This window comes from Marinobacterium profundum (assembly GCF_001528745.1).
Taxonomy (GTDB): Bacteria; Pseudomonadota; Gammaproteobacteria; order Pseudomonadales; family Balneatricaceae; genus Marinobacterium_A; species Marinobacterium_A profundum.
In genome coordinates, this window is the sequence record NZ_BCNS01000211.1 from 30,626 (window position 1) to 55,819 (window position 25,194).

A 25,194-nucleotide genomic window follows, 5' to 3' on the forward strand; every position below is an offset into this window, starting at 1 on the left:
ACAACCGCGGGCACAAGCCTCGACGGCCAGAACAATAAAAACGAGACCACGCCATGACGAGAACTACATTGTCGCCATTGCTGAGATCCGCCCTGCTGAATAACACCCGCCAGTTGATTTTCTGCTCCCAGGATCTGGATGAGACCCGGGACCAGGTCGGTGCGGTCTTCAAGCCCCACCGCCTGCAGGCACTCGGCAAGACAAAGGCGATCGACTCGCGACTGCACCATGTCCCTATTCAACGGGTATCCCTGAACCGCCTCAGATACGGCGCTGATGTGCAAATCGAACCCGAATGCCTGGAACAGTTTTTCCTGATCCAGATGCCGTTGCAGGGCGAGGGAGAGGTTGAATGTGACGGCGAGCGCGTCGATCTGGATCACAGGCGGGGCGCTATCCTCAACCCCGCACAAGCGCTGGTCATGCGCTACAGCCAGGGCTGTGATCAGTTAATGCTGCGTATCGAACGCGAGGCGCTGGAACAGGCCTGCAGTCGTATTATCGGCCGGCCGTTGCCCCGGCCACTGGCATTTGAGAACGCACTGCACTGGCAGCAGGACGCCAGCTGGATGAACATGCTGCTGTATCTGGTGCGGCTGCAAAAAGAATCGCCCGAAGGCCTGCAAGAACCCCTTATTGCCCAGCAGCTTGAACAACTAATCATCAGTACTCTGCTCTGTATACAGCCGAGCAATTATTCAGATGCACTGCGTCAGAATGATCGCCGCCTGGCACCGCGACACGTCAAGCGGGTGGAAGAACATATGGCAGAGCACGCCCGGGAGCCGATGGCTCCGGCGCAGCTGGCGGAGCTGGCCGGCGTCAGCCTGAGAACGCTCTACGCCGGCTTTCGGGAATTTCGCAATCAAAGCCCCATGGAATACCTGCGCCAGATACGCCTGCAAAATGTGCGGCACGATTTACTGTACAACAGCCAGACTACTACGGTTACCGAGCTGGCCATGGGGTGGGGCTTTACGCATATGGGCCGTTTTAGCCGGGACTATCGCTTGCTGTACGGCGAAAGCCCCAGCGAAACGAAACGCAGGACAGGCTGCCTGTGACACAAGGTCAGCGGCCTGAATGCAATCAATTGAAAACGGACAGTGGAAAAGACAGCGGCTGACTCACACAAGCAGGGGGAGTTGCAACGTCCGCCGCAGCATCAGGCGTGAGTATCAATAATGGCGCCAAGAACGCCTTCAAGGTCGTTGGATTCTTTCACCTCGGATACCACCTGAGTAGTCGGGGCTTGGTGCCGGGCCGACGCCGAGGTTTCAACCACCTCATTGGGTGCGCGACCGCTGGCCAGCTCCGCCTTGTCAGCCTTGCCGGATCCGGTGATATCACCGGCGACTTTCTGCACATTGTCGATGCCGCGATTCAGACCGAGCAAACCGGACTGCGGCGCTGTTGTAACGTTCATATCAGTATCTCCCTGGCTGTCTTCGCAGATTTTCCGTGGCGCAGACTACCGCTCCAGTATAGTGCGCACCTCGCTGCCGGGCCAGCACTGTACAAAGTCTGTTCAGATCCCGGCGTCAGCCAGCAGCGCCGACAGATCCAGACAGTCCGCCACCGCCTCCGGCGTCGGACTCGCCAGGTAAGGCACCTCCCCCAGCAGCGGCGCCTGAAACAGCCCACGCAGTGTTGCCAGGTTGTCCTCATAACAGGCCATATCCGGGTCAATACGATTCGCCACCCAGCCCGCGATGCGCAGGCCATCACGCACTATGGCTTCTGCGCTCAGCAGCGCGTGGTTGATACAACCCAGCTTCATGCCGATGACCAGAATGACCGGTGTTTCCAGCAGCTGTGGCACCCGCGACAGCATTTCCCGCCCGTTCAGCGGCACCCGCCAGCCGCCAGCCCCCTCGATCAGCAGCAGATCAGCGCGCTGCATCATGCTGCCGCGACAGAGTGCCGCGATACGATCGGCCGACAGGGTACGCCCAACCTGGGCGGCGGCAATATGGGGTGCCACCGGCGCTGCCAGGGCAATGGGATTAACCGAGTCATACCCCAGCTTGATCGAGGCGGCCTGCTGCAGCTTCAGCGCATCATCGTTACGCAGCCCCTCGGGCGTTTCCTCTGAGCCCGCAGCCACAGGTTTCAGGCCGATGGTCTGCAGGCCCAGCCGGTTGGCGGCCTGCAATATGCCGGTGCTTACCAAAGTTTTACCGGCATCGGTATCGGTGCCGGCGACAAAGAAATTATGCTTGGCCATGTCTGTGAGTTCCGTTGAACGCGGGCAAGGCCCGGCAAGAGATCAGTCTTTTTGCAGCTGCAGATAATAAACCTGATAGGTCGCAGGAAGCAGGCCCTCGGCATCGCGGTGCTGTTCGTAGGCGGCTTTGAACGCCTGTACCCGGGCCTTGCCGGTAAGGCCTGCGGCCTGGCCCTGGTTCATGTTGTGCGCCCCTATACCCTTTAGCTCCGAGGTCAGCTGACGTAGCTGGGTATAACGCAGCACACGATTTTCGGTGCTGAAATTCTGCAGACGCAGCCCAGCCGGCAGGCCCTCAAGCAGCTGCTCACGGGGCGCAAAGCGATTGACGTGCATGTCGCCATCCACCTGCGCCCAGGCATCACGCAGCTCGTGCAGGGTATCAGGCCCAAGCGTTGCCACCACAAAGCGCCCACCGGGGCGCAGCACCCGTGCGATCTCGGCAAACAGCCGATCAGGGCGCTCACACCACTGAATCGCCAGGCTGGAAAAGATCAGGTCCAGACTGTCACTGGCCAGCGGCAGCGCCTCGGCATCGCCGCAGACCCAGGCGGCATGGGAATCCGGCCTGTGCTGGCGCGCGTAGGCCAGCATGCCCTGGGCCAGATCCAGGCTAACGAGCTGGCTGGCGGCAAAGCGCTGGCGCAGCAGCGGCGTAAAGTATCCAGTACCAGACCCCAGATCCAGCACCCGTCCTGGCGTCTCCCCCGGGCCGCCCGAGGGTAACAGTTCCAGCAGCTGATGACCGATCTGGCGCTGTAGCTCGGCCGCAGCGTCATAGGTCAGGGCCGCACGGCTGAACGAATCCGCGATGCGATGCTTGTCGAGCAGCGCAGCGGCATTCACAGCTCGCCTCCGACAAAAGCAATCAGGTCTTCGACAAAGCGCGCCCGGTGTGAATAAAACGGCAGATGACCGGCACCCGGGTATGAGTGTAACTGCGCCTGCGGCTGCAGTTGCTGCAAGGGCGCCTCGACACTGGCCGGAACCAGCTGGTCATCCCCCCCCAGAATATGCAGGACGGGCTGCGTCAAAGCGCCCAGGGTGCTGCGATAGTCGCCGGCCAGCAACTGCAGAGTGTCGCCAAGGGCTGCCGGCTCAGACTCTGCCAGCAGCGCCTTGAGCGCCCGCAGTATGTCCCGCGCGCCCTCACCTCGACTTTGCAGCAAGGCAAAGCTTGCCAGGGTACGGCCAGGATCGCTCGCCAGCGCGCTGACAAAACCGTCGAAAGTGTCAGGTGCCATGCCACAGGGCCAGTCATGCTGCGCCACAAAGCAGGGATTGGAGGCCACGGTCACCAGGGCACGTACGCGCTCCGGCGCCTGGCGCGCAGCCTCCGCTGCCACCAGCCCACCCAGGGACCAGCCCAGCCAGATGGCACTTTCAGACAGCTGCTGTTGCACCGCCTGCAATACCTCGGCGGCAAGCGCCTGCACACTGCAGGGCCCCTCAAGCGCAGGCGAACGGCCAAGACCCGGCAGATCCACCAGCACCGTATCAAAATGTTGCTGCAACGCCGGCAACACCGGCTGCCAGACACCGCTGTGCAGGCCCCAGCCATGCAGCAACACCAGCAGGGGCCGTCCGCTTCTGGGACTGTATTCGATATGCAGACTCATCCCGGGAGGGCTCCGTCCGTCTGCGCGCCTATCACTTCTCCCAGGGCTTCAAGCAGCTCATCGACCTGGGCTTCGGTGTGACTGGCACTGAGGGTGACGCGCAGACGGGCACTGCCCACCGGTACCGTGGGCGGGCGTATGGCGCCGACAAAGATGCCCCGCGCCTCTAGTCCTGCGCTGATGGCCATGGCCGCATCGGCCTCGCCGATTAGAATAGGCTGGATAGGTGTGGGGGATGCCATCAGGTTAAGGCCCAGCTGTTCACAACCGCTTCGAAAGCGTGCAATAAGCGCGTTCAGATGTTCACGGCGCCAGTCTTCGGCCTCCAGCAGGCGCAGGCTCGCAAGGGAAGCACAGGCCACCGCAGGCGGCATGCTGGTGGTGTAGATATAGGTACGGGCAAACTGGATCAGGGTTTCGATCAAAGCGCTGGAGCCGGCCACGAAGGCGCCGGAGGTGCCAAACGCCTTGCCCAGGGTGCCGACCAGTACCGGCACCTCGTCCTGGCCCAGGTCAAAGTGATCGGCAATGCCTCGGCCGCCACGCCCGATGCAGCCAAAACCGTGGGCATCGTCCACCATCAGCCAGGCGTTCTCTGCCCTGGCAGCAGATGCCAGCGCCGGCAGCGGCGCCAGATCGCCATCCATGCTGAAGACGCCATCGGTCACCACCAGCTTGCGTCGGCCGGTGGTTTTGGCCAGGCGCTGCTCAAGACTGGCAACATCATTGTGCAGATAACGCTGAAAACGGGCGCCGCTCAGCAGGCCTGCATCGAGCAGGGAGGCATGGTTTAAACGGTCCTGAAATATCGCATCGGCTTTGCCCAGCAGGCCATTGATGGCGCCAAGGTTAGCCATATAACCGGTGGAGAACAGCAACACCCGCTCGCGACCGGTAAATTCGGCCAGGGCCTCCTCCAGCGCATGGTGGGCACGGCCATGGCCGTTAACCAGATGGGAAGCCCCTCCGCCAACACCGTAACGATCGGCGCCCTGCTGCAGGGCGCGAACCACCTCGGGGTGGTTGGCCAGGCCCAGATAGTCGTTGGAACAGAACGCCAGATAGCGCTTGCCATCGACCTGCACTTCAGGCCCCTGGGCGCTGTCGAGCACGCGGCGGCGGCGGTACAAAGCATCACGTTCACGCTGGTCCAGCTCGGCCTGCAACTGATCGAAGGACATGGGTCACTCCAGCTATGGCCCCCAGCCGCGCCTGTATGTTCAGCGCGCGACTGGGGTCAGAGACACAAGAAAATCAGGCGGGGTAGAAGCGCGGGCTGTCCTGATTGGTCTGCACCTGCTGCATCAGCTGTTCCTGCTGCGTCTCGTCGGATTCGGAAATCCGCTGCTCGGGGTTGATGCCCAGGCGCTTGAACAGCTGCAGGTCGCTATTGGTATCCGGGTTCGGCGTGGTCAGCAGGCATTCGCCGTAAAAGATCGAATTGGCGCCAGCAAAGAAAGTCATCGCCTGCATTTCGTCGCTCATGCTCTCACGCCCGGCGGACAGGCGTACATGGGACTCGGGCATCATGATGCGGGCGACCGCAATGGTGCGGATAAAATCGAGGCGATCCAGATCCTCGGCGTTCTCCAGCGGCGTTCCCTTGACCTTGACCAGCATGTTGATGGGCACGGACTCGGGGTGGTGCGGCAGGTTCGCCAACTGGCTCAGCAGGCCAATACGGTCTGTGGCGGTTTCGCCCATGCCCAGGATACCGCCGCTGCAGACCTTCATGCCCGATTCGCGTACATGGTGCAGTGTATCCAGGCGATCCTGATAGGTGCGGGTGGTAATGATCTTGTCGTAATACTCAGGCGAGGTATCGAGGTTGTGGTTGTAGTAATCCAGACCCGCTTCAGCCAGGCGCTCGGCCTTGTCTTCATTCAGCATGCCCAGGGTCATGCAGGTTTCAAGGCCCAGTTTCTTGACCTCGCGCACCATCTCGGTCACATAGGGCATGTCCTTTTCCGCCGGATGTTTCCAGGCAGCCCCCATGCAAAAACGGGTGGAGCCTGACGCCTTGGCGGCGCGGGCCTTCTCCAGCACCTTGTCGACCTGCATCAGGCGTTCTTTTTCGAGACCGGTATTATAATGGCCGCTTTGCGGACAATACTTGCAGTCTTCCGGACAGGCGCCGGTCTTGATCGACAGCAGGGTGCTAACCTGGACTTCATTGGGATTGAAGTACTGACGGTGCACCGTCTGGGCCTGAAACAGCAGATCATTGAACGGCAGTTCGAACAATGCGCGAACTTCCTGCTGGGTCCAGTCGTGACGAACAGCGGCCTTGGCTTGCATCTTGGCGAATCCCTATCAAAAATTCTGTCAGGCGCAACCGGGCGCCACGTAAAGTCTAGGCAGCCATAATAAACAGACAGAAGGATCTGTCAACCAATGTATAAACCAACAGTAAACCTTGGGTTATTTTTTAACCAGACTTGCAGTCTATGCCTGCAATATCCACAAGCCCGCGCCGGCCTCTGCCATCGCTGTCTTGCGGACATGCCCCGTATTGCGCCCGCCTGTCGGCGTTGCGCCCTGCCCCTTGAAGGCAGCGACGGCCTGATCTGCGGTCGCTGCCAGAAGCGACCGCCCCCTTTTGACCGCACCTTCGCAGCCTTTGCCTATCGCTTTCCCCTCAGCCAGCTGATACCACTGATCAAATACCACGGCCAGACCGGGCACCTGGGCTGGCTGGCGGACAGCCTTGCCTGCGCCCTGCAGGACAACACAGACGACCTTTCACATGAGCCTTCACAAGCGCTGCCACAGGTGCTGATACCCACTCCCCTTGCGCCGTCGAGACTGCGCCGACGTGGTTACAACCAGGCCGCATTGCTGGCCGGGCGCCTTGGCAGGGATCTCGGAATACCGACCGACCTGCGCAGCCTGACCAAACCGAAGGAAACCGCACACCAGATGGAACTCAAGGGCGAGGCCCGGCGGCGTAATCTCAGGGGCGCCTTCAGCTGGAGTGGCCCGACCTATGATCATGTCGCCCTGATCGACGATGTCATGACCACCGGTACAACTGTGAGTGAAATTAGCCGACTGCTGAAAAAATCCGGTGTCGGCCGGGTGGAAATCTGGGTTCTGGCCCGCACGCCTTCACCGGGCGATCACTGAAGATTCGACAATTGGTTTGAAGCAACAGCCAAAGCACGCCTACGCTTTAATGTACCTCGGGCGCCTGATTGGAAGACCGAGCCTCAGTCAGTAAGGAGGCTATGCATGCAATTCACCCTGCTTGGAGACCTTGTCGGCGGTATCGGATTATTCTTGCTGGGCATGCACCTCATGACCCAGGGGCTGCGCAAGGCAGCAGGCTCGTCACTCAAGCAGATTCTGCGCACCGGCACCCGCTCACGGCTGCGCGGGCTCGTTTCCGGCACTCTGATCACTGCCATGGTGCAATCTTCCGGTGTCGTTACCATCGCCACCATCGGCTTCGTCAACGCAGGCCTGCTCACCCTGGCCCAGTCGGTATCCGTTATCTACGGCTGCAACATCGGCACCACCATGGTCGGCTGGCTTATCGCTCTAATCGGCTTCAAGATCAAGATCAGCGCCCTGGCGCTGCCACTGATCGGGGGCGGCATGCTGCTGCATCTGGCCGGACGCGGTCGCCTGGCCCATATCGGCTTTGCGCTGGCAGGCTTCGGGGTGTTTTTTATCGGTCTGGATTTTCTGAAGGGGGCCTTTGCCGACATTGAGCAGCATCTGGACCTGTCGGCCCTTGGCAGCAACGGCCTAAGCCTGATGCTGTTTGTCGCAGCAGGCTTCGTACTGACTCTGATGATGCAGTCCTCCGCCGCCGCCCTGGCCATCACCCTGTCCCTCACTGCGTCCGGCGCCATCCCGCTCGCCGCCGCCGCCGCCATGGTGATCGGCGCCAACGTCGGCACCACCTCCACCTCCATCATTGCAGTTCTGGGTGCCACCTCCAACGCCAAGCGCATCGCCGCCGCCCATGTCCTGTTCAACCTGATCACCGGCCTTGTCGGGCTTGGGCTCCTGCTGCTGCTGGCTCCCTGGGTTAACCACATAGATGCCGCACGCTTTGATCTGGTGCTGCTGCTGGCCCTGTTCCACTCCCTGTTCAATCTGGTCGGCGTTGCTCTGCTCTGGCCCCTCACCGACCGTCTGGTGGCGATTCTGGAGCGTCGTTTCTGCACTCAGGAGGAAGACGAGGGACGCCCCCGTTACCTTGACGAGACCCTGGTACAGATGCCGCCCCTGGCCATCGAAGCCATGGCCAAGGAAATGACACGCCTGGACCAGATCTGTTCACGCATGGCGCGCGAGGCCATCAGCTCCAGCAATGGTGATACCAGCCGCCTGCGCGCCCAGCAGCTGGGGGTCGATCAGTTGGTCGGCAAGATCGGCGCTTTCTGCCAGCGCATAGCCGAGAACGATATCAGCAGCGAAATCAGCGCCACTCTGCCCACGGCGCTGCGGCTGGTGCGCTACCTCAACGAAGTCAGCCGCCTGTCGTGCCTGCTGCCCGGGTACTATGACCGCTTTGAAGTCATCGCCGACGAAGCGACAAGACGCGACGTGCACCAGTATCAAAAGGCCAGTATCGCACTGATTGATGCCTGCGAAATCGACGACAACGTTGATAGCGGTGCCGACAGGGCACACCTGCTGCTGCACCAGCTGGAACGCCAGTACCAGAGCCTCAAGACATCCATCCTGCTGGCCACCACTGAACGACGCCTGTCGCCGGAAGATACGGTGCAATTGCTGGATGCCCTGAGTCACATCCATCGCCTGGCCGAACAGGCCGAGAAGGTATCCCGCTACTGGAGCGGTATCACGCCACTGCAACACCGCGATGCGGCGCACACCGCAACGACTTCGCCACAACACTGAGATCTGCGCCCCCGGGAACAAATCGTCAGCGCGAGAACTGAGGCCCGGGTATCGAGCGCCCTAGCTTTACAAGGCCCGGCGCCCGGCCTTAGGATAGGCGCCCGCCCAGCCTTGAACGGACTCGCCTGCCATGATCCAGGATCCTTTTTTCTATCTGGTCGCCATACCGGCGGTACTGATTGTCGGTATCTCCAAAGGCGGCCTTGGCGGAGGCCTGGGTCTGATCGCCGTACCTCTGATGGCACTCGCAGTGCCACCCACCATCGCCGCCGCCATCATGCTGCCCATCCTCTGCCTGATGGATCTGGTGGGGCTGTGGAAATTCCGTGGCAAGGGAGATGCCCGCTGCCTGAAAACTCTGCTGCCGGCAGCGCTGGTTGGCATAGTGCTGGGGGCACTGAGCTTTCGCTACCTGACCGATGATCATATCCGTCTGATCGTCGGGACCATTGCCATCAGTTTTACGCTCAACTACTACCTGCGCAAAAGCAGCCAGCAGCCGCAGCAACAGAGCCTTGCCCGCGGCAGCTTCTGGGGAGCGCTATCCGGTTTCACCAGTTTCAGCGTGCATGCCGGCGGCGCCCCGCTGAATATCTATCTGCTGCCGCTGCGACTGGAAAAGCAGGCCTATATCGGCACCACCATCGTGTTCTTCGCCGCCGTCAACTACATCAAGCTGATCCCCTACGGCATGCTCGGCCAGTTCAATACCGACCTGCTGACCACCTCGGCGGTGCTGGCGGTACTGGCACCGGTGGGCGTGCTGACCGGCGCCTGGCTGCAGCACCGCATCAATGAACGCGTTTTTTATCATCTGTGTTATGGCTTTCTGATGCTGGCCGGCATCAAGCTGTTTTACGATGTGTTCAGTCACTGATACCACTGGGCCTGGCTGTTATACTGCCGGGCTTTAACTCTTCAAATGACGACTGATGCAGCCCATTGAATTTCAGCCCATCGGACTTATCCACAGCGGCTACAAGGAAAAGTTCGGTATTCCGCGCCAGCCAGGCCTGGTGCACTCCGTTGGCGCCACCCTGGAGTTGCTGCCGCCCTACGGTAACCGGGAGTCGGTGCGCGGGCTCGAAATGGCCAGCCATATCTGGTTGCTGTTCCTGTTCAGCGCATGTGTCGACAAAGGCTGGAGCCCAACGGTGCGCCCGCCACGCCTGGGCGGCAACCAGCGCATCGGCGTTTTCGCTACCCGCTCACCCTTCAGGCCCAACCCCATAGGCCTGTCACCGGTGCGGCTGGAGGGCATCCGTTTTGAAGGCGATCGCGTGTTGCTGGATATCAGCGGCGCCGACCTGCTGGACCAGACCCCGGTGTTTGATATCAAGCCCTATCTGCCCTACTCGGATCGTATTGACAGCGCCACCTTCGAGCTGGCCGAGCGCATCGAATTGCTGGATCTGCCGGTCCGCTTCAGCGAGCAGGCGGAGCACCTCTGTAACGAGTACGAACGCCGCCGCAGAGAGCCGCTGCGCCGCCAGGTCGAAGACCTGCTGCGCTGCGACCCGCGCCCTGCCTATCAGAAAAAGCAGGCAGATCGCATCTACGGTATTCGCCTGCATGATCTGAATATCCGCTGGAGCATCGATCAGGACCAGATCCATGTACTGGAGATTCTGCCCCACACCGACTGACGCCGTCGGCTCTTGCACCCAGAGTGGAAGCTCGCTCTAATAGTGCTCATTATTTATCCATAGCAGCCTGTCGGACTTAACACTGATCTACTGTGGAAAAGCCGAATTTGGTCAGTTTATGCACTCTTTTTTGTTAAATAGAACCACTATTCTCCTCAAAAGAGCTCAAAAACTAATTCAAACCGGTCTTTCCCTCGCTACGACCGGCCAAGCCCGACAGGCTGCATAGCGAGTTTTTATGCCCAGCCCAAAGATTACATCTGAACAGATAGCATTCGATCAGCAGCATATCTGGCATCCCTACTCCTCGATGATCAACCCGCCGCCGGCCTACCCAGTCGTCGCCGCCAAAGGTGTGCGACTGGAACTGGCCGATGGCCGCGAGCTGATCGACGGCATGGCCTCCTGGTGGTCGGTCATTCATGGCTATGGCCACCCGGAGCTCAATGCCGCGGCCCATGCCCAGATTGATCGCATGAGCCATGTCATGTTCGGCGGTATCACCCATGAGCCTGCCATCGAACTCGCTCAACGCCTGGTGGAGATGACCCCCGAGGGGCTCGACAAGGTCTTTATCGCCGACTCAGGTTCAGTGGCGGTGGAAGTGGCGATCAAGATGGCCATTCAGTACTGGCACGCCAAGGGCCTGCCAGCCAAGCACCGTCTGCTGACCATTCGCAGCGGCTATCACGGCGATACCTTCGGCGCCATGTCGGTGTGCGACCCAGTTGGCGGCATGCATGAAATCTTTACCGGTGTGCTGCCACAGCAGTTCTTTGCACCGCGCCCCGAAATCCCCTTCGACGGCGACTGGGACTACAGCGATATCAGCGCACTGGAACGCCTGCTGGCAGAAGAGCACAGCCATATTGCCGCCCTGATTCTGGAGCCCATAGTCCAGGGTGCCGGCGGCATGCGTTTCTATCATCCCGAATACCTCAAACGCGCCCGTGCCCTGTGCGACGAATACGGGGTACTGCTGATTGCCGACGAAGTCGCCACCGGCTTTGGCCGTACCGGCAAGCTGTTCGCCTGCGAACACGCCGGCATTACCCCCGATATTCTCTGTGTCGGCAAGGCGCTGACCGGCGGCTACATGACTCTGGCGGCGACCCTCACGCGCAGCGATATAGGCGAGACCATTTCGGCCGGAGGCGCCGGCTGCTTTATGCACGGCCCGACTTTTATGGCCAACCCGCTGGCCTGCGCTGTGGCGGCCACCAGTCTGCGACTGCTGCAGGAAGGTGACTGGGCCGGCAATGTGGCGCGTATCGAGCGCGGCCTTAAGGCCGGCCTTGCTCCCGCCGCCGAGCTGGCAGGCGTGGCCGAGGTCCGCTGTCTGGGCGCCATAGGCGTGGTGGAAATGCAGGCACCGGTGAACACCGTGTCCATCCAGAAGGAATTCGTCGCCGAGGGCATCTGGATCAGGCCCTTTGGCAAGCTGGTCTATGTGATGCCGCCATACGTAATGTCGGATGAGGATCTGGCTACCCTGACCAGCGCCATGGTGCGGGTGCTGGCCCGCGTCTAAGCCGGCGATGCCCGGCCGTTCAACTCAGGTACAGGCTCGCTCGACTATAATGTGTAGTTATAGATATTCAGACCGCAGAGGCAGCAGTCAAACCTTTGCCCGGGAGATATAAAAAATGAACAAATCAATGCTCGTAGGTACTGTTCTGGGCGCCGTTCTCGTCACGGCGGGTGGCGGCTTCGCCGGATATCAGATGATGAACTCAGCGCCCGCCGCAGCCGAAGTGCTCAAGGTCACTGAAGCATTCAAGACCACCAAGGTACCGCGCGAAGTCTGTGAAGACCGCGTTGTCACCCGTCAGGCACCGGTGAAGGATGAAAACCGCGTTGCCGGCTCCGTCGTTGGTGCCGTCGTCGGCGGCCTGCTGGGCAAGCAGGTTGGCGGCGGTAGTGGCAAGAAGCTGGCAACCATCGCAGGCGTTGCCGCCGGTGGCTATGCCGGCAACCAGGTACAAAAAAACCTGCAGGAAAAAGACACCTATACCACCACCGAAAGGGTCTGCAACACCGTCAACGATAGCCGCAAGGACCTGATTGGCTACGATGTCGAATACCGCATCGGCGAACAGGTCGCTTCAGTGCGCATGGACCACAACCCCGGCAACAGCATCCCGCTCAAGGATGGCAAGCTGGTGCTTAACGCCCAGTAAGACCACAGCATAGCGCGTACACAGGGGCCCTTCGTCGGCCCCTTTTCTGTGTCTGTTTGGAGATAGCCTGTAGCTTGCCCCTCAGGCTCGACCCAAGCGCCTGTTTTCATTATGCTTTAATGACATGGGTCTGCAGCGGAAACAGCAATGCCACGTATCAAGATTGAGATGCCACAGCACTTTACCTTTACCACCGAATTGCCGGTACGCATCAGCGATATCAATTACGGCGGCCATCTGAGCAACGACTCCATCATTGCCCTGATTCACGAAGCCCGGGTGCGCTTTCTGGCGCAGTACAACTATGGCGAGCTGAACGTCGAAGGGGTAGGCATGATCATGACCGACTCGGCGGTCATCTATAAGGCAGAAGGCTTTCATGGTGACGTGCTGCAGATCGATGTCTGCATCAGCGACTTCAATAAGTACGGCTGTGATTTTTATTATCTGCTGAGCAACAAGAAAACCGCGGTGGAGGTGGCTCACGCAAAAACCGGCATGGTATTTTTCGACTACGAAGAACGCAAGGTCACGGCCGTACCGCAGAAATTCCGCGACCGCATGCAGAAAACTACCTGACCCCAAATACAGAAACAGCCCTGGTCTGGGCTGTTTGCATCTGAGCTAATGGCACATCAGCCGCCGTCAAAGCCGCCGTACTCTTCGTAATGCTGTGGCGCCAGGTTCTCAAAGCGCGTGTACTTGCCGATAAACGCCAGTCGCGCTGTGCCTATGGGGCCGTTTCGCTGCTTGCCGATAATGATTTCGGCGATCCCCTTCTGCTCGCTGTCCTCGTTGTACACCTCATCACGGTAGATAAACATGATGACGTCGGCATCCTGCTCGATGGCGCCGGATTCACGCAGGTCGGAGTTCACTGGGCGCTTGTTGGGCCGCTGCTCCAGTGCTCGGTTCAGCTGCGACAGCGCCACCACCGGACACTCCATTTCCTTGGCCAGGGACTTGAGGGAACGGGAAATCTCGGAGATTTCTGCCGTACGGCTTTCCATCTTGGTGCCCTTGATCTGCATCAGCTGCAGATAGTCAATCATGATCAGGGCCAGATCGCCGTGTTCGCGCTTGATACGCCGCGCTCGGGAGCGCATTTCATTCGGACTGATACCGGCGGTATCGTCGATATAGAGGGGCTTGTCACGCAGCATATTGACCGCCGTGGTCAGACGCGGCCAGTCTTCCTCTTCCAGCTGACCGGTACGCACCTTGGTCTGGTTGATGCGGCCAAGGGATGACAGCATACGCGTCACCAGCTGGTCGGCAGGCATTTCCAGACTGAAAACCAGCACCGGACGGCCACTGAGCATCAGGGCATTTTCCACCAGGTTCATGGCGAAGGTGGTTTTACCCATGGACGGACGTGCCGCAATGATAATCAGATCCGATGGCTGCAGACCCGTGGTGCTCTCGTCCAGATCATCAAAGCCGGTGGAAACCCCGGTCATGGCCTCGGCGTTGTTGAACAGCATGTCGATGCGCTCAACGGCCTTTTTCAGCAGCGGATTAACCGGCTCCGGACCACCCTGGTTCGGCCGGCTCTCGGCGATCTGAAAGATCTTGCGTTCGGCATCGTTGAGCAGATCCTCAGGCAGCATCCCCTCGGGATTAAAGGCACTGTCGGAAATTTCCTGGGACACCGAGATCATCTGACGCAGCAGGGCGCGGTCACGCACGATCTCGGAATAGGCGCGAATGTTCGAGGCACTGGGCGTATTGCGCGCCAGCGTCACCAGATACTCCAGCCCGCCGCCGGCTTCAAGCTCACCGACCCGGTCCAGCTCTTCCTGCACAGTCACCACATCGACAGGCTGACTGGCATTGATCAGCCTGTCCATGGAGCGGAAAATCAGACGGTGATCCCGACGGTAGAACAGATCCTCGGTCAGTATCTCGGACACCGTATCCCAGGTGCTGTTGTCCAGCATCAGTCCGCCGAGTACCGACTGCTCCGCCTCTATAGAGTGCGGCGGCAGCTTGATACTGGCCAGATCATCATCATGCAGTTCTGAAAAGTCCATCGTATAACCTACAAGCCAAAAAACTGGAGTCTGCCTAAACAGGGGTCTATCTATCGCTTAGCCGTGCCTTTCAGGCATCACCAATGCGCCGCTCTTGCGCATGAGCGCCAGGGAAGGCGTGAATGCCGTTTTTGCAGGAGCAAAAAACGTCCCATGCGCCCGCAGCATGACCGCCAAGGATGGCGGAAATCCTTACTTTGCTGGAGCAAAAGTTAGGGGACCGTACATCCTGACATCGCCGCTCCTGCGCATCCATGCGCCCGCGGCATACCGTACATCCTGTACATAAAAAAAGGCACTGCGCAGTATTCTACGCAGTGCCTTTTCAGCAAACAAATTGTCAGACGAAATTATTCGCCAACAACGTTCAGCTTGATTGTCGCATTCACTTCAGCGTGCAGCTGCAAGTTAATTTCGAACTCGCCAGTTGTGCGGATAGCACCTTCTGGCAGACGAACTTCACTTTTCTGAACAACAACACCGGAGCCGGAGATCGCATCAGCGATGTCGCGAGTACCGATAGAACCGAACAGTTTGCCTTCGTCGCCAGCTTTGGCAACAACAGACAGTTCCAGTTCGTTCAGCTGAGCTGCACGAGCCTGAGCGTCGCTCAGCTTGGCGGCAGCAGAAGCTTCCAGTTCCGCACGACGTTCTTCGAACTTCGCTACGTTGTTTTCAGTGGCAGATACAGCCTTGCCCTGAGGAACCAGGTAGTTACGACCGAAACCGGCTTTAACGTTAACCTTGTCACCCAGGTTACCCAGCTTGCTAACTTTTTCGAGCAGAATAACTTCCATCTCGTAAACCTCTTTGTTCTGCAAATGTCATTGCAGTACTAAGTCTTGGCCGGTATGCGTCGACGGATATCGACCAGGCTGTCTATCACAGCCAGCAACACCAGCATCGTAATCAGGTAAGGGCCCAGCACCACGACCGCCATGTAAAACATGATCAGCCAGGCACCCCCTACTTTCCGTTTGGCCACGCTGCCGTGAACCAGAGCCAGACCGGCAAATACCAGCGGCAAAACCAGTAATGGTAACCAGTGCACCATTACGAGACCGAACTGCGGCCCCAGGACCAGCACCGCCATGACAGCCAGTGTCAGTGACGGGCTCAGCCTTAGCCGGTGAAATTCCTCGCGGAAGCCACCGGGGTTGTACAGTACCGACTGCCACCAGCGTGCCAGCACCAGACTGGCCAGCATCATTGCCGCATGGGAGGCACTAAGGCCACCGGCAAGCAATTGGTACCAGCCATCAGCACCGAGCTCGGCGCCTGGCACTGTCGCCTGCGACTGTGCCAGCAGTTCCTGTACAACCTCGACCAACTGCCCCAGAACCTCGCGCAGCATCTGCTCAAGAGCTATGCCGGCAAGTACACCCACGGGTATCAAAACCGCAAGGGTGGTGCCCCAGGACACCGTCCGTCTGAGTATCACTGCAAGTACGTAAGTACCCAGGATAACCAGAGCGGGGGTCGGATCTCCGATCAGCCCCCAGGCTCCGGCCGGAAGCAAGCTCCAGGCCAGGAGTCCGGCACCATCGCTGGTCCCTCTTCTGAGGGTGACCAGGCCGACGGCCGCTGCGCTGATCCAGTACATCATCGGCAGCATGGTGGCGATAAACACCACCAGTATCGCCTGCGAGCGGCCGCGCATTATCAGCTCAGCCAGCTTGCGCATGACGATTAACCCGGCTTACAGGTGGCTATCGGTGTACGGCAGCAGCGCGACAAAGCGCGCACGCTTAATCGCAGTCGCCAGCTGACGCTGGTAGCGCGCCTTGGTGCCGGTGATGCGGCTGGGTACGATCTTGCCTGTTTCGGTGATGTAACCTTTCAGGACTTCCAGATCTTTGTAATCGATCTCTTTAACACCTTCCGCCGTGAAACGGCAGAACTTGCGGCGACGGAAAAAACGAGCCATGGGATTTCTCCTCAATCAAATAAAAGGTGGGGTTACTCGGCAGCAGCTTCTTCAGTAGCTTCAGCCGGTTTCTCTTCCTGCCTTTCTGGCCGGGAATCTTCACGACGCGGCTTGCGCTCTTCGCGGGATTCAGCAGCTTTGATCGGAGAAACTTCAGTGATCGCTTCTTTACGACGGATGAACATGTTACGCAGAACAGCATCGTTGTAACGGAACATGTTTTCCAGCTCGTCCAGAACTTCCTGGCTGCATTCTACGTTCATCAGAATGTAGTGTGCCTTGTGAGCATTGTTGATTGGGTAAGCCAGCTGACGACGGCCCCAATCTTCCATACGGTGGATCTTGCCGTCAGCACCTTCGATAACGCCGGTGTAACGCTCAACCATCGCAGGAACCTGCTCGCTCTGGTTCGGGTGAACCAGAAATACGATTTCATAATGACGCATTGGAACTCCTTTCGGTTTTACAGCCTTCGACGAGCTATTGAACAGGACAAACCTGTGTATGCACGCGAAAGCAAGGAGGTTAATGAAGTACAAATGGACGCGAAATTATACGCAGATTACACAGCAGATGCAATGCAGTCAGATAAAACCGAAGGCATGGGCTTCGGCTTCTCTGCTTAAGCCGTACGCTTACGGCTTACGGCTTACGGCTTACGGCTTACGGCTTGAACCTTAAACGTCGAGTTCGACAATCTCGTAGCTGTGGCTCATCTTTACGCCGCCCTTCTCCAGCATCAGCGATACCGAGCAGTACTGCTCAGCCGACAGCTGTACCGCACGCTTGACGTGGGCTTCCTTGAGTTTGCGCCCCGTCACCACAAACTTGAGATGAATGGCGGTAAACACCGCGGGTACGGTATCGGCGCGCTCGGCGTCAATTTCCACCACACAGGCGGTAACATCCTGGCGACTCTTGCGCAGGATCGCCATCACATCGACGCTGCTGCAGCTGCCAAGGCTGGCCAGCAGCAGTTCCATTGGGCGCGGACCTTCTTTCAGATCCCTATCCACCATCACATCAAAACCGGAGCCTGTGGTCGCCTTGAAACGATCATCACCTGCCCACTGAACCTTGGCACTCATTGTCATCTTTGCAGTTCCCTATCAGTCAAACAGTTCAGCCAGCTTCAGACCCGGGTCTTCGGCACGCATAAAGGTTTCGCCCACCAGAAAGCTGTGCACGCCGTGCCCACGCATCAGTGCCACATCGGCAGGCCCGGTAATGGCGCTTTCGGTCACGACGATACGATCAGCCGGCACCTGATCCAGCAGTTCGATAGTGTTGTTCAGCGACACCTCAAAGGTGTGCAAATTGCGGTTGTTGATGCCCACCAGACGGTTGCCCAGCCCCAGGGAGCGCTCGAGCTCTGCTCTGTCATGCACCTCCACCAGCACATCCATACCCAGCTCCAGCGCCAGGGCGTTCAGATCCGCCATCTGCTGATCCTGCAGTGCCGCCACAATCAGCAGGATGCAGTCCGCCCCTATGGCCCGGGCTTCATATACCTGATAGGGATCGACAATAAAGTCCTTGCGGATCACCGGCAGACTGCAAGCCGCGCGAGCCTCTTGCAGGTAGGCTTCGCAGCCCTGAAAGTAATCGAGATCCGTCAGGACCGACAGGCAGCTGGCGCCACCACGCTCATAGGAGCGAGCAATATCGGCCGGCACAAAGGGATCACGCAACAACCCCTTGGACGGGCTGGCTTTCTTCACCTCGGCGATCACCGCCGAGCGGCCGGCGGCAATGCTGCGCGCCATGCTGTCAACAAAACCACGGGGATCAGTGGCGGAGCCCGCCTGGTCGGCAATGCGCGCCTTGAGATCGGCAATCGATACCTTCGCCGAACGCTCGCTGACTTCCTCGGCCTTGCGCGCCAGTATTTTCTTCAGAACCGTGGGTGTCTCGTTGCTCATGCCTGCTCCTGCGCCAGCTGCTGACTAAAGGCTGCCAGTTGTTCCATCTTTTCCAGCGCCGCACCGCTTTCCATTTGTTTACGTGCCACAACTACACCATCGGCCAGGGTTGCAGCCAAACCGGACAGGTAGATGGCCGCACCTGCATTGAGCGCAATGATGTTGCCAGCCTTGCGCGCTGCGGTGTTGTTGGCGTTCTTGAAGGCATCCATGATCAGGCGCAAGGAGTCCGCCGAGCTGCTGACCTCAAGCCCGATCAGGCTCTGGCTCTCGATGCCGACATCTTCAGGCGTCAGGCTGTATTCGGTCACTACGCCGTCTTTCAGCTCCGCCACATGGGTATGGGTCGCCAGGCTGATCTCATCCAGTCCGTCGTGGGCGTGCACCACCATCACATGCTCGCCGCCGAGCTCTCGCATGACCTCGGCCATCGGGCGACACAGAGAGTCGCTGAAGACACCGATCAGCAGGCGTTTGACGCCGGCCGGGTTAGTCATGGGCCCGAGGATATTGAACAGAGTACGAATACCGAGCTGACGGCGTGGCCCTATGGCGTACTTCATGGCGCTGTGATGACTGGGTGCGAACATGAAGCCCACACCGACCTCCTCCACACAGCGCGCCACACCGGCGGCATTGAGGGTCAGATCGACGCCGCAGGCCTCCAGCAGATCGGCGCTGCCGCTGGAGGATGACACTGCCCGGTTGCCGTGTTTGGCCACACTGGCGCCTGCGGCGGCGGTAACAAAGGCACTGGCGCTGGAAATATTGAACAGGTTGGCGCCATCGCCACCGGTGCCGACGATATCCACCAGGTGGCCCGCATTGATATGCACCGGTGTTGCCAGGTCACGCATGACCTGGGCTGCACCGGTAATCTCGTCGATGGATTCGCTCTTCATGCGCAGCGCCACCAGGAAACCCGCGATCTGGGCTTCAGTGCACTGTCCTGTCATCACCTGCTGCATGACTTCAGTCATTTCGCCACGCGTGAGATCCAGATGGTCGACCACCTTGGCGATCGCTTGTTGAATATTCATTGCCTCTCCTTAAGCAGGCTGCTGAAAAACTACCTGCATGGCCAATCCTGCGTTAAAAACCCGTTCAAAATCCTCATTTACACCGCGTAAACTGCGGTTTTTCACGGATTTTTGCCTTGTCTTGACTGCTTCGCCAACGTATTTCAACACCCTGCAAGCATTCTGCCGGGTTGCTAGGCCGCCTGTGGACGGCGGCGCTTGAGAAAGTTGGCCAGCAGTTCATGTCCCTGTTGTGTCAAAATCGATTCGGGATGGAATTGCACACCTTCGATATCCAGGCTGCGGTGACGCACGCCCATGATTTCATCGAGAGTGCCATCGTCATTCTGGGTCCAGGCGGTCACTTCCAGACAGTCGGGCAGAGACGCCTGTTCGATCACTAGCGAATGGTAGCGGGTCACTTCCACCGGGTTGGCGAGGCCTGCAAAGACACCGCTGTCGTTGTGATACACCATTGAAGTCTTGCCGTGCATCACCTGTTTGGCGCGCACAATCTTGCCGCCAAACGCCTGGCCAATGCTCTGATGGCCAAGGCAGATACCGAAGATAGGCAGCTTGCCGGCGAACTGCTCGATGGCCGGCACTGAAACCCCCGCCTCTTTGGGCGTACAGGGGCCAGGCGATATCACCAGCTGCTCCGGGTTCAGGGCTTCGATCTGCTCCAGGGTAATTTCGTCGTTGCGAAATACCCGAACATCAGCGCCCAGCTCACCCAGATACTGCACGACGTTGTAGGTAAAGCTGTCGTAATTGTCGATCATCAGCAGCATATAGCACCCAATCTGTTGATACTTATAAAGCCTTAATTCGTCCAATCCGAGGCAATTTCATTGCCTGCGAATCAAAAGCGCCATTGTGCGCCTACGCCGAACCCGACGGCAAATAATACACGACTTCGCAGGCTTTTCCTCTTGCTGGCATTGGGAAAGCTATTACAGTCACCGGGGTACAGCTACACTGCCTGCACATCAGGAGCCCGACATGAAACTATTCACCTGCCAGCATTGCAGCCAGACCCTCTACTTCGATAATTTCAGCTGCATTCGCTGCCAGCACGAACTCGGCTTCCTGCCGGATAAAATGGTGCTCTCGGCATTGCAGGCCCACGGTGATCGCTGGGTTGCCGTCGATGCCAAACCCGATGAGGCCGGTTATCGCAAGTGCCTTAACTACAGCAAACACAACCTGTGCAACTGGATGATCGCGGACAGCGATCCCTGCAAGTACTGCGTGGCCTGCCGCCTGACCCAGACCATTCCTGACCTAAAAGTCGAGGGAAACAAGACCCTCTGGCACCGACTGGAGGCGGAAAAGCGCCGACTGGTATTCAGCCTTATGCGCCTCGACCTGCCACTGGAGCCCAAGCCCGAACCCGATGCCGAGGGGCTGGCGTTTGCCTTTCTGGCGGATGATCTGAGCAAGGCGTTTCATGAAGACGACGAGCGCGTAATGACCGGTCATGCCGCTGGTCTGATTACGCTGAATATTGCCGAGGCCGACGATGCCATCCGCGAAGACATGCGCCAGCAGATGGCTGAACCCTACCGCACCCTGCTGGGTCATTTCCGCCACGAGTCGGGCCACTATTACTGGGACAGGCTGGTAATGGACAGCGACTGGCTGGAGCCTTTTCGAACCCTGTTTGGCGACGAGACGCAGGACTATCAGAAATCCCTGCAGAATCATTACAAGAAAGGCGCCCCCGCCGACTGGCAAAACAGCTTCGTCAGCACCTATGCCAGCAGCCATCCCTGGGAAGACTGGGCTGAAACCTGGGCTCACTACCTGCATATTGCCGACACCCTGGAAACCGCCCGCGCCTTTGGCCTGAGGGTCAAACCCCGGGTGGAAGAAGCTGAAGAACTGAGTACAGGCGTGCCCTTCGATCCCTATCGCAGCAAGAATTTCGAACCCTTGATAGAGCAGTGGTTGCCGGTCACCTATGCTCTTAACAGCCTGAATCAAAGCATGGGGCAGCCCGACCTCTACCCTTTCATACTGGCGCCGCTGGCTATGGAAAAGCTGTCCTTCGTGCACCAGATCATTCTTCATCAGCGCGAGCAAAAAGCGCAGCCGGCTTAGGCTGAGCTTTTACTCCGCAGCGGGTTCACTCTTTTATCGGAGACGTCAAGGCGCTGACCTGGCCTGTGATTCGTGATTAGAGCTTTCAGCCGTAAGCTTACGGCTGAAAGCTGCCGGTTTACCAATTACCGGTACCGCGCTCACCTCGATGGGTTTCGCTAAGCTCCACCGCATCCATCAAGGCCAGGTAGCCTGGAATGAGTTTACGAATTCCGGGAAATGAGCCCCAGGCGAATTTCGAGGATATACGGGCGAATTCTCTTTCCACTCCCCCCTTTCACCTTATCTGGAAGCGCGGGCCGCTCGCCCCTTCCACCACTTCATAGGCCCCCGCCGGGCAGAAGCGCTGTGCAGGCTCCGCCCAGGTGGGCAGTAGTGATCACAGAAGGGGCATTGCTTGTCGTAAATAAGGACTATTTCAGACACTTTGATCTCAGCTGAAAGCTCAAGAGCCCTATCGCCTCAAGCCGCCAGCTGATTGACTAGGCAGCTCATCATCGCCAGATGCTGACCGGTTTGTGCTTTAGCTTCAGCGACGCTGTCCCGCAGCTCACCAAGCGTGGCGCAACTTTCGATCAGGTCAGCAAATTCGCCCTCACCGCCACAGGCGCCGCTGGACTGCAGCAGCGCCAGCACCCGGCGCCGCACGGCGGCATCCAGTGTCTCGCTGAGCTGCTGTTTGCTTTTGCGCTGCCATTTGTCGAACGCCGGCAAGCTATCCAGGGCAAGGCGCAGCCAGAACAGATCCAGAGACTCGTTAAGGCAGAACCAGGCGCTGGCAGCCACTGGCACTTCGCATCCAGCCTGCTGGGCGATGGCGGCGATATCAAAGCCAAAATACAGCCGTTCAAGCTCAGCGACCCTGGATTCCAGCAACGCATGACCCCCCTGCGCCGCTACATCCGTGACGGGCATACGCCCACGGGTGTCGTCAATGGCCTGGCGGAAACGCGTCGCGATCACCGTTGTCGGCTGCGACCAGTCCGCATGCTTGAGCAGCCAGTGGGTCGCCCGCTCCACCGGATGATGCATCCGCAGCTGCAGACCCATCTGCTGCTGATTGCTGATGCTGATATCGAGCGCATCTATATCCCGCGCCAGATCGCCGATGCCCAGGGCCTCGCGCGCCACCGTATAGGAACGAATCCAGCGGGCGCAATCGGTTTTAACCTCTTCCAGCAACAGCAGACAGAAGCTTGACCCCATGCGATTGATGACCTGGTTAGTCAGCTGGGCGGCGAGTATTTCCTTGCGTAGCGGGTGGCTTTCGATATAGTCGCGGTAATTATCCCGCAACAGGGCCGGGAAATACTGCAACAGGGATTCGGCAATGATGGGGTCGTCGATCAGGTCGGTGTCAATAAGCTTTTCGAACAGCCGGCTCTTGCTGTAGGCCAGCAGCACCGCAATTTCCGGCCGGCTCAGGCCTTCCTGACGGGCGATGCGCTCGGCAATTTCAGTTTCGTCCGGCAAACATTCAAGCTGGCGATCCAGCCGCCCTTCGCGCTCCAGCAGCTGAATCAGCTGACCGTGTTTGGCGATAAAGGCCGGTGCTGTCTGGCTGGATTGGCTCAGCATCTTGCTCTGGCCGTAGTTGTTGCGCAGCACCAGCGCCGCCACCTCATCGGTCATGGCATGCAACAGCTCATCCCGCGCCGGCGCCGTCATGGCCCCTGCCCGCACCCGCTGATCCAGCAGGATCTTGATATTGACCTCATGATCGGAGCAGTCGACCCCGGCCGAGTTGTCGATAGCATCGGTATTGATCAGGCCGCCACGGCGGGCGAACTCGATACGGGCGCGCTGGGTCAGCCCCAGATTGCCGCCCTCTACCAGCACCCGGGCCCGCAGCTCGGTGGCGGCAACGCGCAGGCCGTCGTTGATGCGATCCCCCACATCGAGGTCATCCTCGTCGCTGGCGCGCACATAGGTGCCAACGCCGCCATTCCACAGCAGATCCACAGGTGCTCGCAGGAGCGCCGCGATGAGCGCGTCGGGCGAAAGGTACTCAATTTCATCGCTGATACCCAGGACCTGCTTCATGGGCAGGCTCAGGGGGATTTTCTTGCTCTGGCGGGAGAATACCCCGCCGCCTGCGGATATCAGCGCCGGATCATAGTCGCTCCAGGCTGAGCCTTGAAGAACAAACAACCGCTGCCGCTCGTCAAAGGAGGTCGCTGGGTCGGGCGTCGGATCGACGAAGATATGCCGATGGTTAAAGGCTCCCAGCAGACGAATCTGATTCGACAACAGCATGCCGTTGCCGAACACATCACCGGACATGTCACCGATCCCCACAACGCTGAACGCCTGACGCTGGGTATCCAGCCCCAGCTCGCGAAACAGCCGCCTTGTGGACTCCCAGGCACCGCGGGCAGTAATTCCCATTTTCTTGTGGTCGTAGCCCTTGGAGCCACCGGAGGCAAAGGCATCACCAAGCCAGAAGTCGTACTCGGCGGCGATGCCATTGGCCAGGTCGGAAAAAGTGGCCGTACCCTTGTCGGCGGCAACGACCAGGTAGCTATCATCAGCGTCGTAGCGCACCAGGTGCTGAGGAGGCACCACCTGGCCATCGACACGGTTGTCGGTCAGATCCAGCAGGCCGCGGATGAAGGCTGAATAGGCCAGGCGCACCCGAGCTGCACGCAGTGCCGGTTCTGTCTCCGTACCCAGCGCCTTGCAGACAAAACCGCCTTTGGCGCCGGTGGGCACGATAACCGCGTTTTTCACCATCTGCGCCTTGGCCAGTCCCAGCACCTCGGTACGATAGTCCTCCATCCGCTCGGACCAGCGCAGGCCGCCCCGCGCCACCTTGCCACCGCGCAGGTGAACGCCCTCGACAGCGGAGCCAAAGACGAAGATTTCGAAGGCCGGCACGGGCTTGGGCATATTGCGGATATGTCCCGGCAACAGCTTGAACGCCAGGCAACGCTGCGGATCGGCCCAAACAGCGGGATTGAAAAAATTACTGCGCACAGTGGCACAGATCACATCCACAAAGGCATTGAAAATACGGTCGTCGTCCACCGAGTCCACACCATCAATCTGGTCCAGCAACGCCCGGTGCGCATTATCAAGATCACTCTCGCTGCCCTGGGCAGCAGGGTCGAACTTCAGGTAAAAATATTCCACCATGGCGCGGGCCAGCTGCGGATAACGGCACAGTGCTCCCTGCATGTAGGCCTGGCTGAAGGGCAGCTTGATCTGCAGAAGGTAGCGGGCCAGGGCGCGCAGCAGAATACAGCCACGCAAATCCAGCGCACAGAGGGTAATCAGGTTGTTGAAGCCATCGTTGTCCACCTCCTCCCGAGAGACTGCCAGCAGCGTCTGACTAAACTGCTGCTGCATCGCTGGACTCTCTAACAATAGTGCACTGCGGGGCTGCAGGCTCAGCTCAATCACCCAGTCGCCATGCTGCTGCATGCTGGCGGAGCTAATGACATCAACCCCCAGGTTTTCGACGATGGGCAGCAGCGTCGACAGGGTCATAGGCGCCCCCTGCCCCGCAACCGCTAGCCTCAGGTTTTGCTCGCCCGGCGTAAGGGCCAGGAACTGACTGCGGACGATGCGCGCAGGCGCGGGCATCTGAGATGTGCTGGCATCCATAGGTATTTTCATGCTCTGCCCCAATAATATTCAGGCG

General features: G+C 59.1%; 25 protein-coding genes and 1 pseudogene. 9 read left to right on the plus strand and 17 right to left on the minus strand.

Going from position 1 to position 25,194, the window contains the following annotated elements:
- The first annotated feature begins 53 nt into the window (after positions 1-53).
- A complete protein-coding gene (locus tag MPRO_RS24065) occupies positions 54-1,064 on the plus strand; it encodes an AraC family transcriptional regulator (protein ID WP_067298857.1) in 1,011 nt (336 codons plus the stop codon).
- Positions 1,065-1,165: 101 nt separating this feature from the next.
- On the opposite strand, the gene MPRO_RS24070 is transcribed toward MPRO_RS24065, so the two are convergent.
- The 6 genes from MPRO_RS24070 to bioB form a co-directional block, all read right to left on the minus strand.
- A complete protein-coding gene (locus MPRO_RS24070) occupies positions 1,166-1,426 on the minus strand; it encodes a hypothetical protein (RefSeq protein ID WP_067298858.1) in 261 nt (86 codons plus the stop codon).
- Between the two features lie 102 nt (positions 1,427-1,528).
- Positions 1,529-2,227, minus strand: coding sequence for a dethiobiotin synthase (gene bioD / locus MPRO_RS24075; protein ID WP_067298859.1), 699 nt, complete (start codon positions 2,225-2,227; stop codon positions 1,529-1,531).
- 42 nt (positions 2,228-2,269) lie between these two features.
- A complete protein-coding gene (gene bioC, locus MPRO_RS24080) occupies positions 2,270-3,073 on the minus strand; it encodes a malonyl-ACP O-methyltransferase BioC (RefSeq protein WP_067298860.1) in 804 nt (267 codons plus the stop codon).
- Positions 3,070-3,846, minus strand: a complete 777-nt coding sequence (bioH, locus tag MPRO_RS24085; RefSeq protein WP_067298861.1) for a pimeloyl-ACP methyl ester esterase BioH — start codon at positions 3,844-3,846, stop codon at positions 3,070-3,072. Before bioH ends, bioC begins: the two co-directional genes overlap by 4 nt.
- On the minus strand, positions 3,843-5,027 hold the full coding sequence (gene bioF, locus MPRO_RS24090; RefSeq protein ID WP_067298862.1) for an 8-amino-7-oxononanoate synthase: 1,185 nt from the start codon (positions 5,025-5,027) through the stop codon (positions 3,843-3,845). The genes bioH and bioF overlap by 4 nt, the downstream gene beginning before the upstream one ends.
- A gap of 73 nt (positions 5,028-5,100) precedes the next feature.
- A complete protein-coding gene (gene bioB / locus MPRO_RS24095; RefSeq protein ID WP_067298863.1) occupies positions 5,101-6,144 on the minus strand; it encodes a biotin synthase BioB in 1,044 nt (347 codons plus the stop codon).
- Between the two features lie 96 nt (positions 6,145-6,240).
- On the opposite strand from bioB, the gene MPRO_RS24100 reads away from it, so the two are divergent.
- From MPRO_RS24100 to MPRO_RS24130, 7 genes are all read left to right on the plus strand, one after another.
- Positions 6,241-6,972: a ComFC family protein gene (locus MPRO_RS24100; RefSeq protein ID WP_245635196.1), complete on the plus strand. Its 732-nt coding sequence runs from the start codon at positions 6,241-6,243 to the stop codon at positions 6,970-6,972.
- Positions 6,973-7,077: 105 nt separating this feature from the next.
- Complete coding sequence (locus tag MPRO_RS24105; protein ID WP_067298865.1) at positions 7,078-8,721, plus strand: Na/Pi cotransporter family protein; 1,644 nt, start codon at positions 7,078-7,080, stop codon at positions 8,719-8,721.
- Positions 8,722-8,851: 130 nt separating this feature from the next.
- On the plus strand, positions 8,852-9,598 hold the full coding sequence (locus MPRO_RS24110; protein WP_067298866.1) for a sulfite exporter TauE/SafE family protein: 747 nt from the start codon (positions 8,852-8,854) through the stop codon (positions 9,596-9,598).
- Between the two features lie 55 nt (positions 9,599-9,653).
- The gene (gene tsaA, locus MPRO_RS24115) at positions 9,654-10,367 is read left to right on the plus strand and encodes a tRNA (N6-threonylcarbamoyladenosine(37)-N6)-methyltransferase TrmO (protein ID WP_067298867.1); all 714 of its coding nucleotides are present in this window, start codon (positions 9,654-9,656) and stop codon (positions 10,365-10,367) included.
- A 238-nt stretch (positions 10,368-10,605) separates the two neighbouring features.
- A complete protein-coding gene (gene bioA, locus MPRO_RS24120; protein ID WP_173645545.1) occupies positions 10,606-11,898 on the plus strand; it encodes an adenosylmethionine--8-amino-7-oxononanoate transaminase in 1,293 nt (430 codons plus the stop codon).
- 115 nt (positions 11,899-12,013) lie between these two features.
- Positions 12,014-12,547 carry a glycine zipper 2TM domain-containing protein gene (locus tag MPRO_RS24125; RefSeq protein WP_067298868.1) on the plus strand — a complete coding sequence of 178 codons (534 nt, stop codon included), beginning with the start codon at positions 12,014-12,016 and terminating at the stop codon, positions 12,545-12,547.
- Positions 12,548-12,694: 147 nt separating this feature from the next.
- Entirely contained in the window at positions 12,695-13,126 is a 432-nt protein-coding gene (locus MPRO_RS24130) for an acyl-CoA thioesterase (RefSeq protein WP_067298869.1), read from the plus strand.
- Between the two features lie 56 nt (positions 13,127-13,182).
- On the opposite strand, the gene dnaB is transcribed toward MPRO_RS24130, so the two are convergent.
- The 9 genes from dnaB to MPRO_RS24180 form a co-directional block, all read right to left on the minus strand.
- Positions 13,183-14,580: a replicative DNA helicase gene (gene dnaB, locus MPRO_RS24135; protein ID WP_067298870.1), complete on the minus strand. Its 1,398-nt coding sequence runs from the start codon at positions 14,578-14,580 to the stop codon at positions 13,183-13,185.
- A 350-nt stretch (positions 14,581-14,930) separates the two neighbouring features.
- On the minus strand, positions 14,931-15,377 hold the full coding sequence (gene rplI, locus MPRO_RS24140) for a 50S ribosomal protein L9 (RefSeq protein ID WP_067298871.1): 447 nt from the start codon (positions 15,375-15,377) through the stop codon (positions 14,931-14,933).
- 38 nt (positions 15,378-15,415) lie between these two features.
- Positions 15,416-16,264 carry a hypothetical protein gene (locus MPRO_RS24145; protein ID WP_067298872.1) on the minus strand — a complete coding sequence of 283 codons (849 nt, stop codon included), beginning with the start codon at positions 16,262-16,264 and terminating at the stop codon, positions 15,416-15,418.
- 15 nt (positions 16,265-16,279) lie between these two features.
- A complete protein-coding gene (gene rpsR / locus MPRO_RS24150; protein ID WP_020681675.1) occupies positions 16,280-16,507 on the minus strand; it encodes a 30S ribosomal protein S18 in 228 nt (75 codons plus the stop codon).
- Between the two features lie 32 nt (positions 16,508-16,539).
- Positions 16,540-16,953: a 30S ribosomal protein S6 gene (gene rpsF, locus MPRO_RS24155; protein ID WP_067298873.1), complete on the minus strand. Its 414-nt coding sequence runs from the start codon at positions 16,951-16,953 to the stop codon at positions 16,540-16,542.
- 231 nt (positions 16,954-17,184) lie between these two features.
- Entirely contained in the window at positions 17,185-17,601 is a 417-nt protein-coding gene (locus MPRO_RS24165) for an OsmC family protein (RefSeq protein ID WP_216821364.1), read from the minus strand.
- Positions 17,602-17,616: 15 nt separating this feature from the next.
- Positions 17,617-18,429 carry an indole-3-glycerol phosphate synthase TrpC gene (trpC, locus tag MPRO_RS24170; protein ID WP_067298876.1) on the minus strand — a complete coding sequence of 271 codons (813 nt, stop codon included), beginning with the start codon at positions 18,427-18,429 and terminating at the stop codon, positions 17,617-17,619.
- The gene (trpD, locus tag MPRO_RS24175; protein WP_067298877.1) at positions 18,426-19,469 is read right to left on the minus strand and encodes an anthranilate phosphoribosyltransferase; all 1,044 of its coding nucleotides are present in this window, start codon (positions 19,467-19,469) and stop codon (positions 18,426-18,428) included. Before trpD ends, trpC begins: the two co-directional genes overlap by 4 nt.
- Before the next feature lie 173 nt (positions 19,470-19,642).
- Positions 19,643-20,239 (minus strand): aminodeoxychorismate/anthranilate synthase component II, encoded by a 597-nt coding sequence (locus MPRO_RS24180; RefSeq protein ID WP_067298878.1) that lies wholly within the window; start codon positions 20,237-20,239, stop codon positions 19,643-19,645.
- Positions 20,240-20,450: 211 nt separating this feature from the next.
- On the opposite strand from MPRO_RS24180, the gene MPRO_RS24185 reads away from it, so the two are divergent.
- Positions 20,451-21,551 (plus strand): zinc-binding metallopeptidase family protein, encoded by a 1,101-nt coding sequence (locus MPRO_RS24185; RefSeq protein WP_067298880.1) that lies wholly within the window; start codon positions 20,451-20,453, stop codon positions 21,549-21,551.
- 283 nt (positions 21,552-21,834) lie between these two features.
- Here MPRO_RS24185 and MPRO_RS25355 read toward each other — a convergent pair.
- Both MPRO_RS25355 and MPRO_RS24190 read right to left on the minus strand, forming a co-directional pair.
- Positions 21,835-21,924 (minus strand): annotated as a pseudogene (locus MPRO_RS25355) (4Fe-4S dicluster domain-containing protein); the annotation flags it as partial.
- 89 nt (positions 21,925-22,013) lie between these two features.
- Positions 22,014-25,169, minus strand: a complete 3,156-nt coding sequence (locus MPRO_RS24190) for an NAD-glutamate dehydrogenase domain-containing protein (RefSeq protein ID WP_082709097.1) — start codon at positions 25,167-25,169, stop codon at positions 22,014-22,016.
- Positions 25,170-25,194 lie beyond the last annotated feature (25 nt).

What these genes read in the sequence shown, in the direction of transcription:
- MPRO_RS24065 (WP_067298857.1), top strand. Translation starts at nt 54, where the DNA reads ATGACGAGAACTACATTGTCGCCATTGCTGAGATCCGCCCTGCTGAAT.
- MPRO_RS24070 (WP_067298858.1), bottom strand. Translation starts at nt 1,426, where the DNA reads ATGAACGTTACAACAGCGCCGCAGTCCGGTTTGCTCGGTCTGAATCGC.
- bioD (WP_067298859.1), bottom strand. Translation starts at nt 2,227, where the DNA reads ATGGCCAAGCATAATTTCTTTGTCGCCGGCACCGATACCGATGCCGGT.
- bioH (WP_067298861.1), bottom strand. Translation starts at nt 3,846, where the DNA reads ATGAGTCTGCATATCGAATACAGTCCCAGAAGCGGACGGCCCCTGCTG.
- bioF (WP_067298862.1), bottom strand. Translation starts at nt 5,027, where the DNA reads ATGTCCTTCGATCAGTTGCAGGCCGAGCTGGACCAGCGTGAACGTGAT.
- bioB (WP_067298863.1), bottom strand. Translation starts at nt 6,144, where the DNA reads ATGCAAGCCAAGGCCGCTGTTCGTCACGACTGGACCCAGCAGGAAGTT.
- MPRO_RS24100 (WP_245635196.1), top strand. Translation starts at nt 6,241, where the DNA reads ATGTATAAACCAACAGTAAACCTTGGGTTATTTTTTAACCAGACTTGC.
- MPRO_RS24105 (WP_067298865.1), top strand. Translation starts at nt 7,078, where the DNA reads ATGCAATTCACCCTGCTTGGAGACCTTGTCGGCGGTATCGGATTATTC.
- MPRO_RS24110 (WP_067298866.1), top strand. Translation starts at nt 8,852, where the DNA reads ATGATCCAGGATCCTTTTTTCTATCTGGTCGCCATACCGGCGGTACTG.
- tsaA (WP_067298867.1), top strand. Translation starts at nt 9,654, where the DNA reads ATGCAGCCCATTGAATTTCAGCCCATCGGACTTATCCACAGCGGCTAC.
- bioA (WP_173645545.1), top strand. Translation starts at nt 10,606, where the DNA reads ATGCCCAGCCCAAAGATTACATCTGAACAGATAGCATTCGATCAGCAG.
- MPRO_RS24125 (WP_067298868.1), top strand. Translation starts at nt 12,014, where the DNA reads ATGAACAAATCAATGCTCGTAGGTACTGTTCTGGGCGCCGTTCTCGTC.
- MPRO_RS24130 (WP_067298869.1), top strand. Translation starts at nt 12,695, where the DNA reads ATGCCACGTATCAAGATTGAGATGCCACAGCACTTTACCTTTACCACC.
- dnaB (WP_067298870.1), bottom strand. Translation starts at nt 14,580, where the DNA reads ATGGACTTTTCAGAACTGCATGATGATGATCTGGCCAGTATCAAGCTG.
- rplI (WP_067298871.1), bottom strand. Translation starts at nt 15,377, where the DNA reads ATGGAAGTTATTCTGCTCGAAAAAGTTAGCAAGCTGGGTAACCTGGGT.
- MPRO_RS24145 (WP_067298872.1), bottom strand. Translation starts at nt 16,264, where the DNA reads ATGCGCAAGCTGGCTGAGCTGATAATGCGCGGCCGCTCGCAGGCGATA.
- rpsR (WP_020681675.1), bottom strand. Translation starts at nt 16,507, where the DNA reads ATGGCTCGTTTTTTCCGTCGCCGCAAGTTCTGCCGTTTCACGGCGGAA.
- rpsF (WP_067298873.1), bottom strand. Translation starts at nt 16,953, where the DNA reads ATGCGTCATTATGAAATCGTATTTCTGGTTCACCCGAACCAGAGCGAG.
- MPRO_RS24165 (WP_216821364.1), bottom strand. Translation starts at nt 17,601, where the DNA reads ATGACAATGAGTGCCAAGGTTCAGTGGGCAGGTGATGATCGTTTCAAG.
- trpC (WP_067298876.1), bottom strand. Translation starts at nt 18,429, where the DNA reads ATGAGCAACGAGACACCCACGGTTCTGAAGAAAATACTGGCGCGCAAG.
- trpD (WP_067298877.1), bottom strand. Translation starts at nt 19,469, where the DNA reads ATGAATATTCAACAAGCGATCGCCAAGGTGGTCGACCATCTGGATCTC.
- MPRO_RS24180 (WP_067298878.1), bottom strand. Translation starts at nt 20,239, where the DNA reads ATGCTGCTGATGATCGACAATTACGACAGCTTTACCTACAACGTCGTG.
- MPRO_RS24185 (WP_067298880.1), top strand. Translation starts at nt 20,451, where the DNA reads ATGAAACTATTCACCTGCCAGCATTGCAGCCAGACCCTCTACTTCGAT.
- MPRO_RS24190 (WP_082709097.1), bottom strand. Translation starts at nt 25,169, where the DNA reads ATGAAAATACCTATGGATGCCAGCACATCTCAGATGCCCGCGCCTGCG.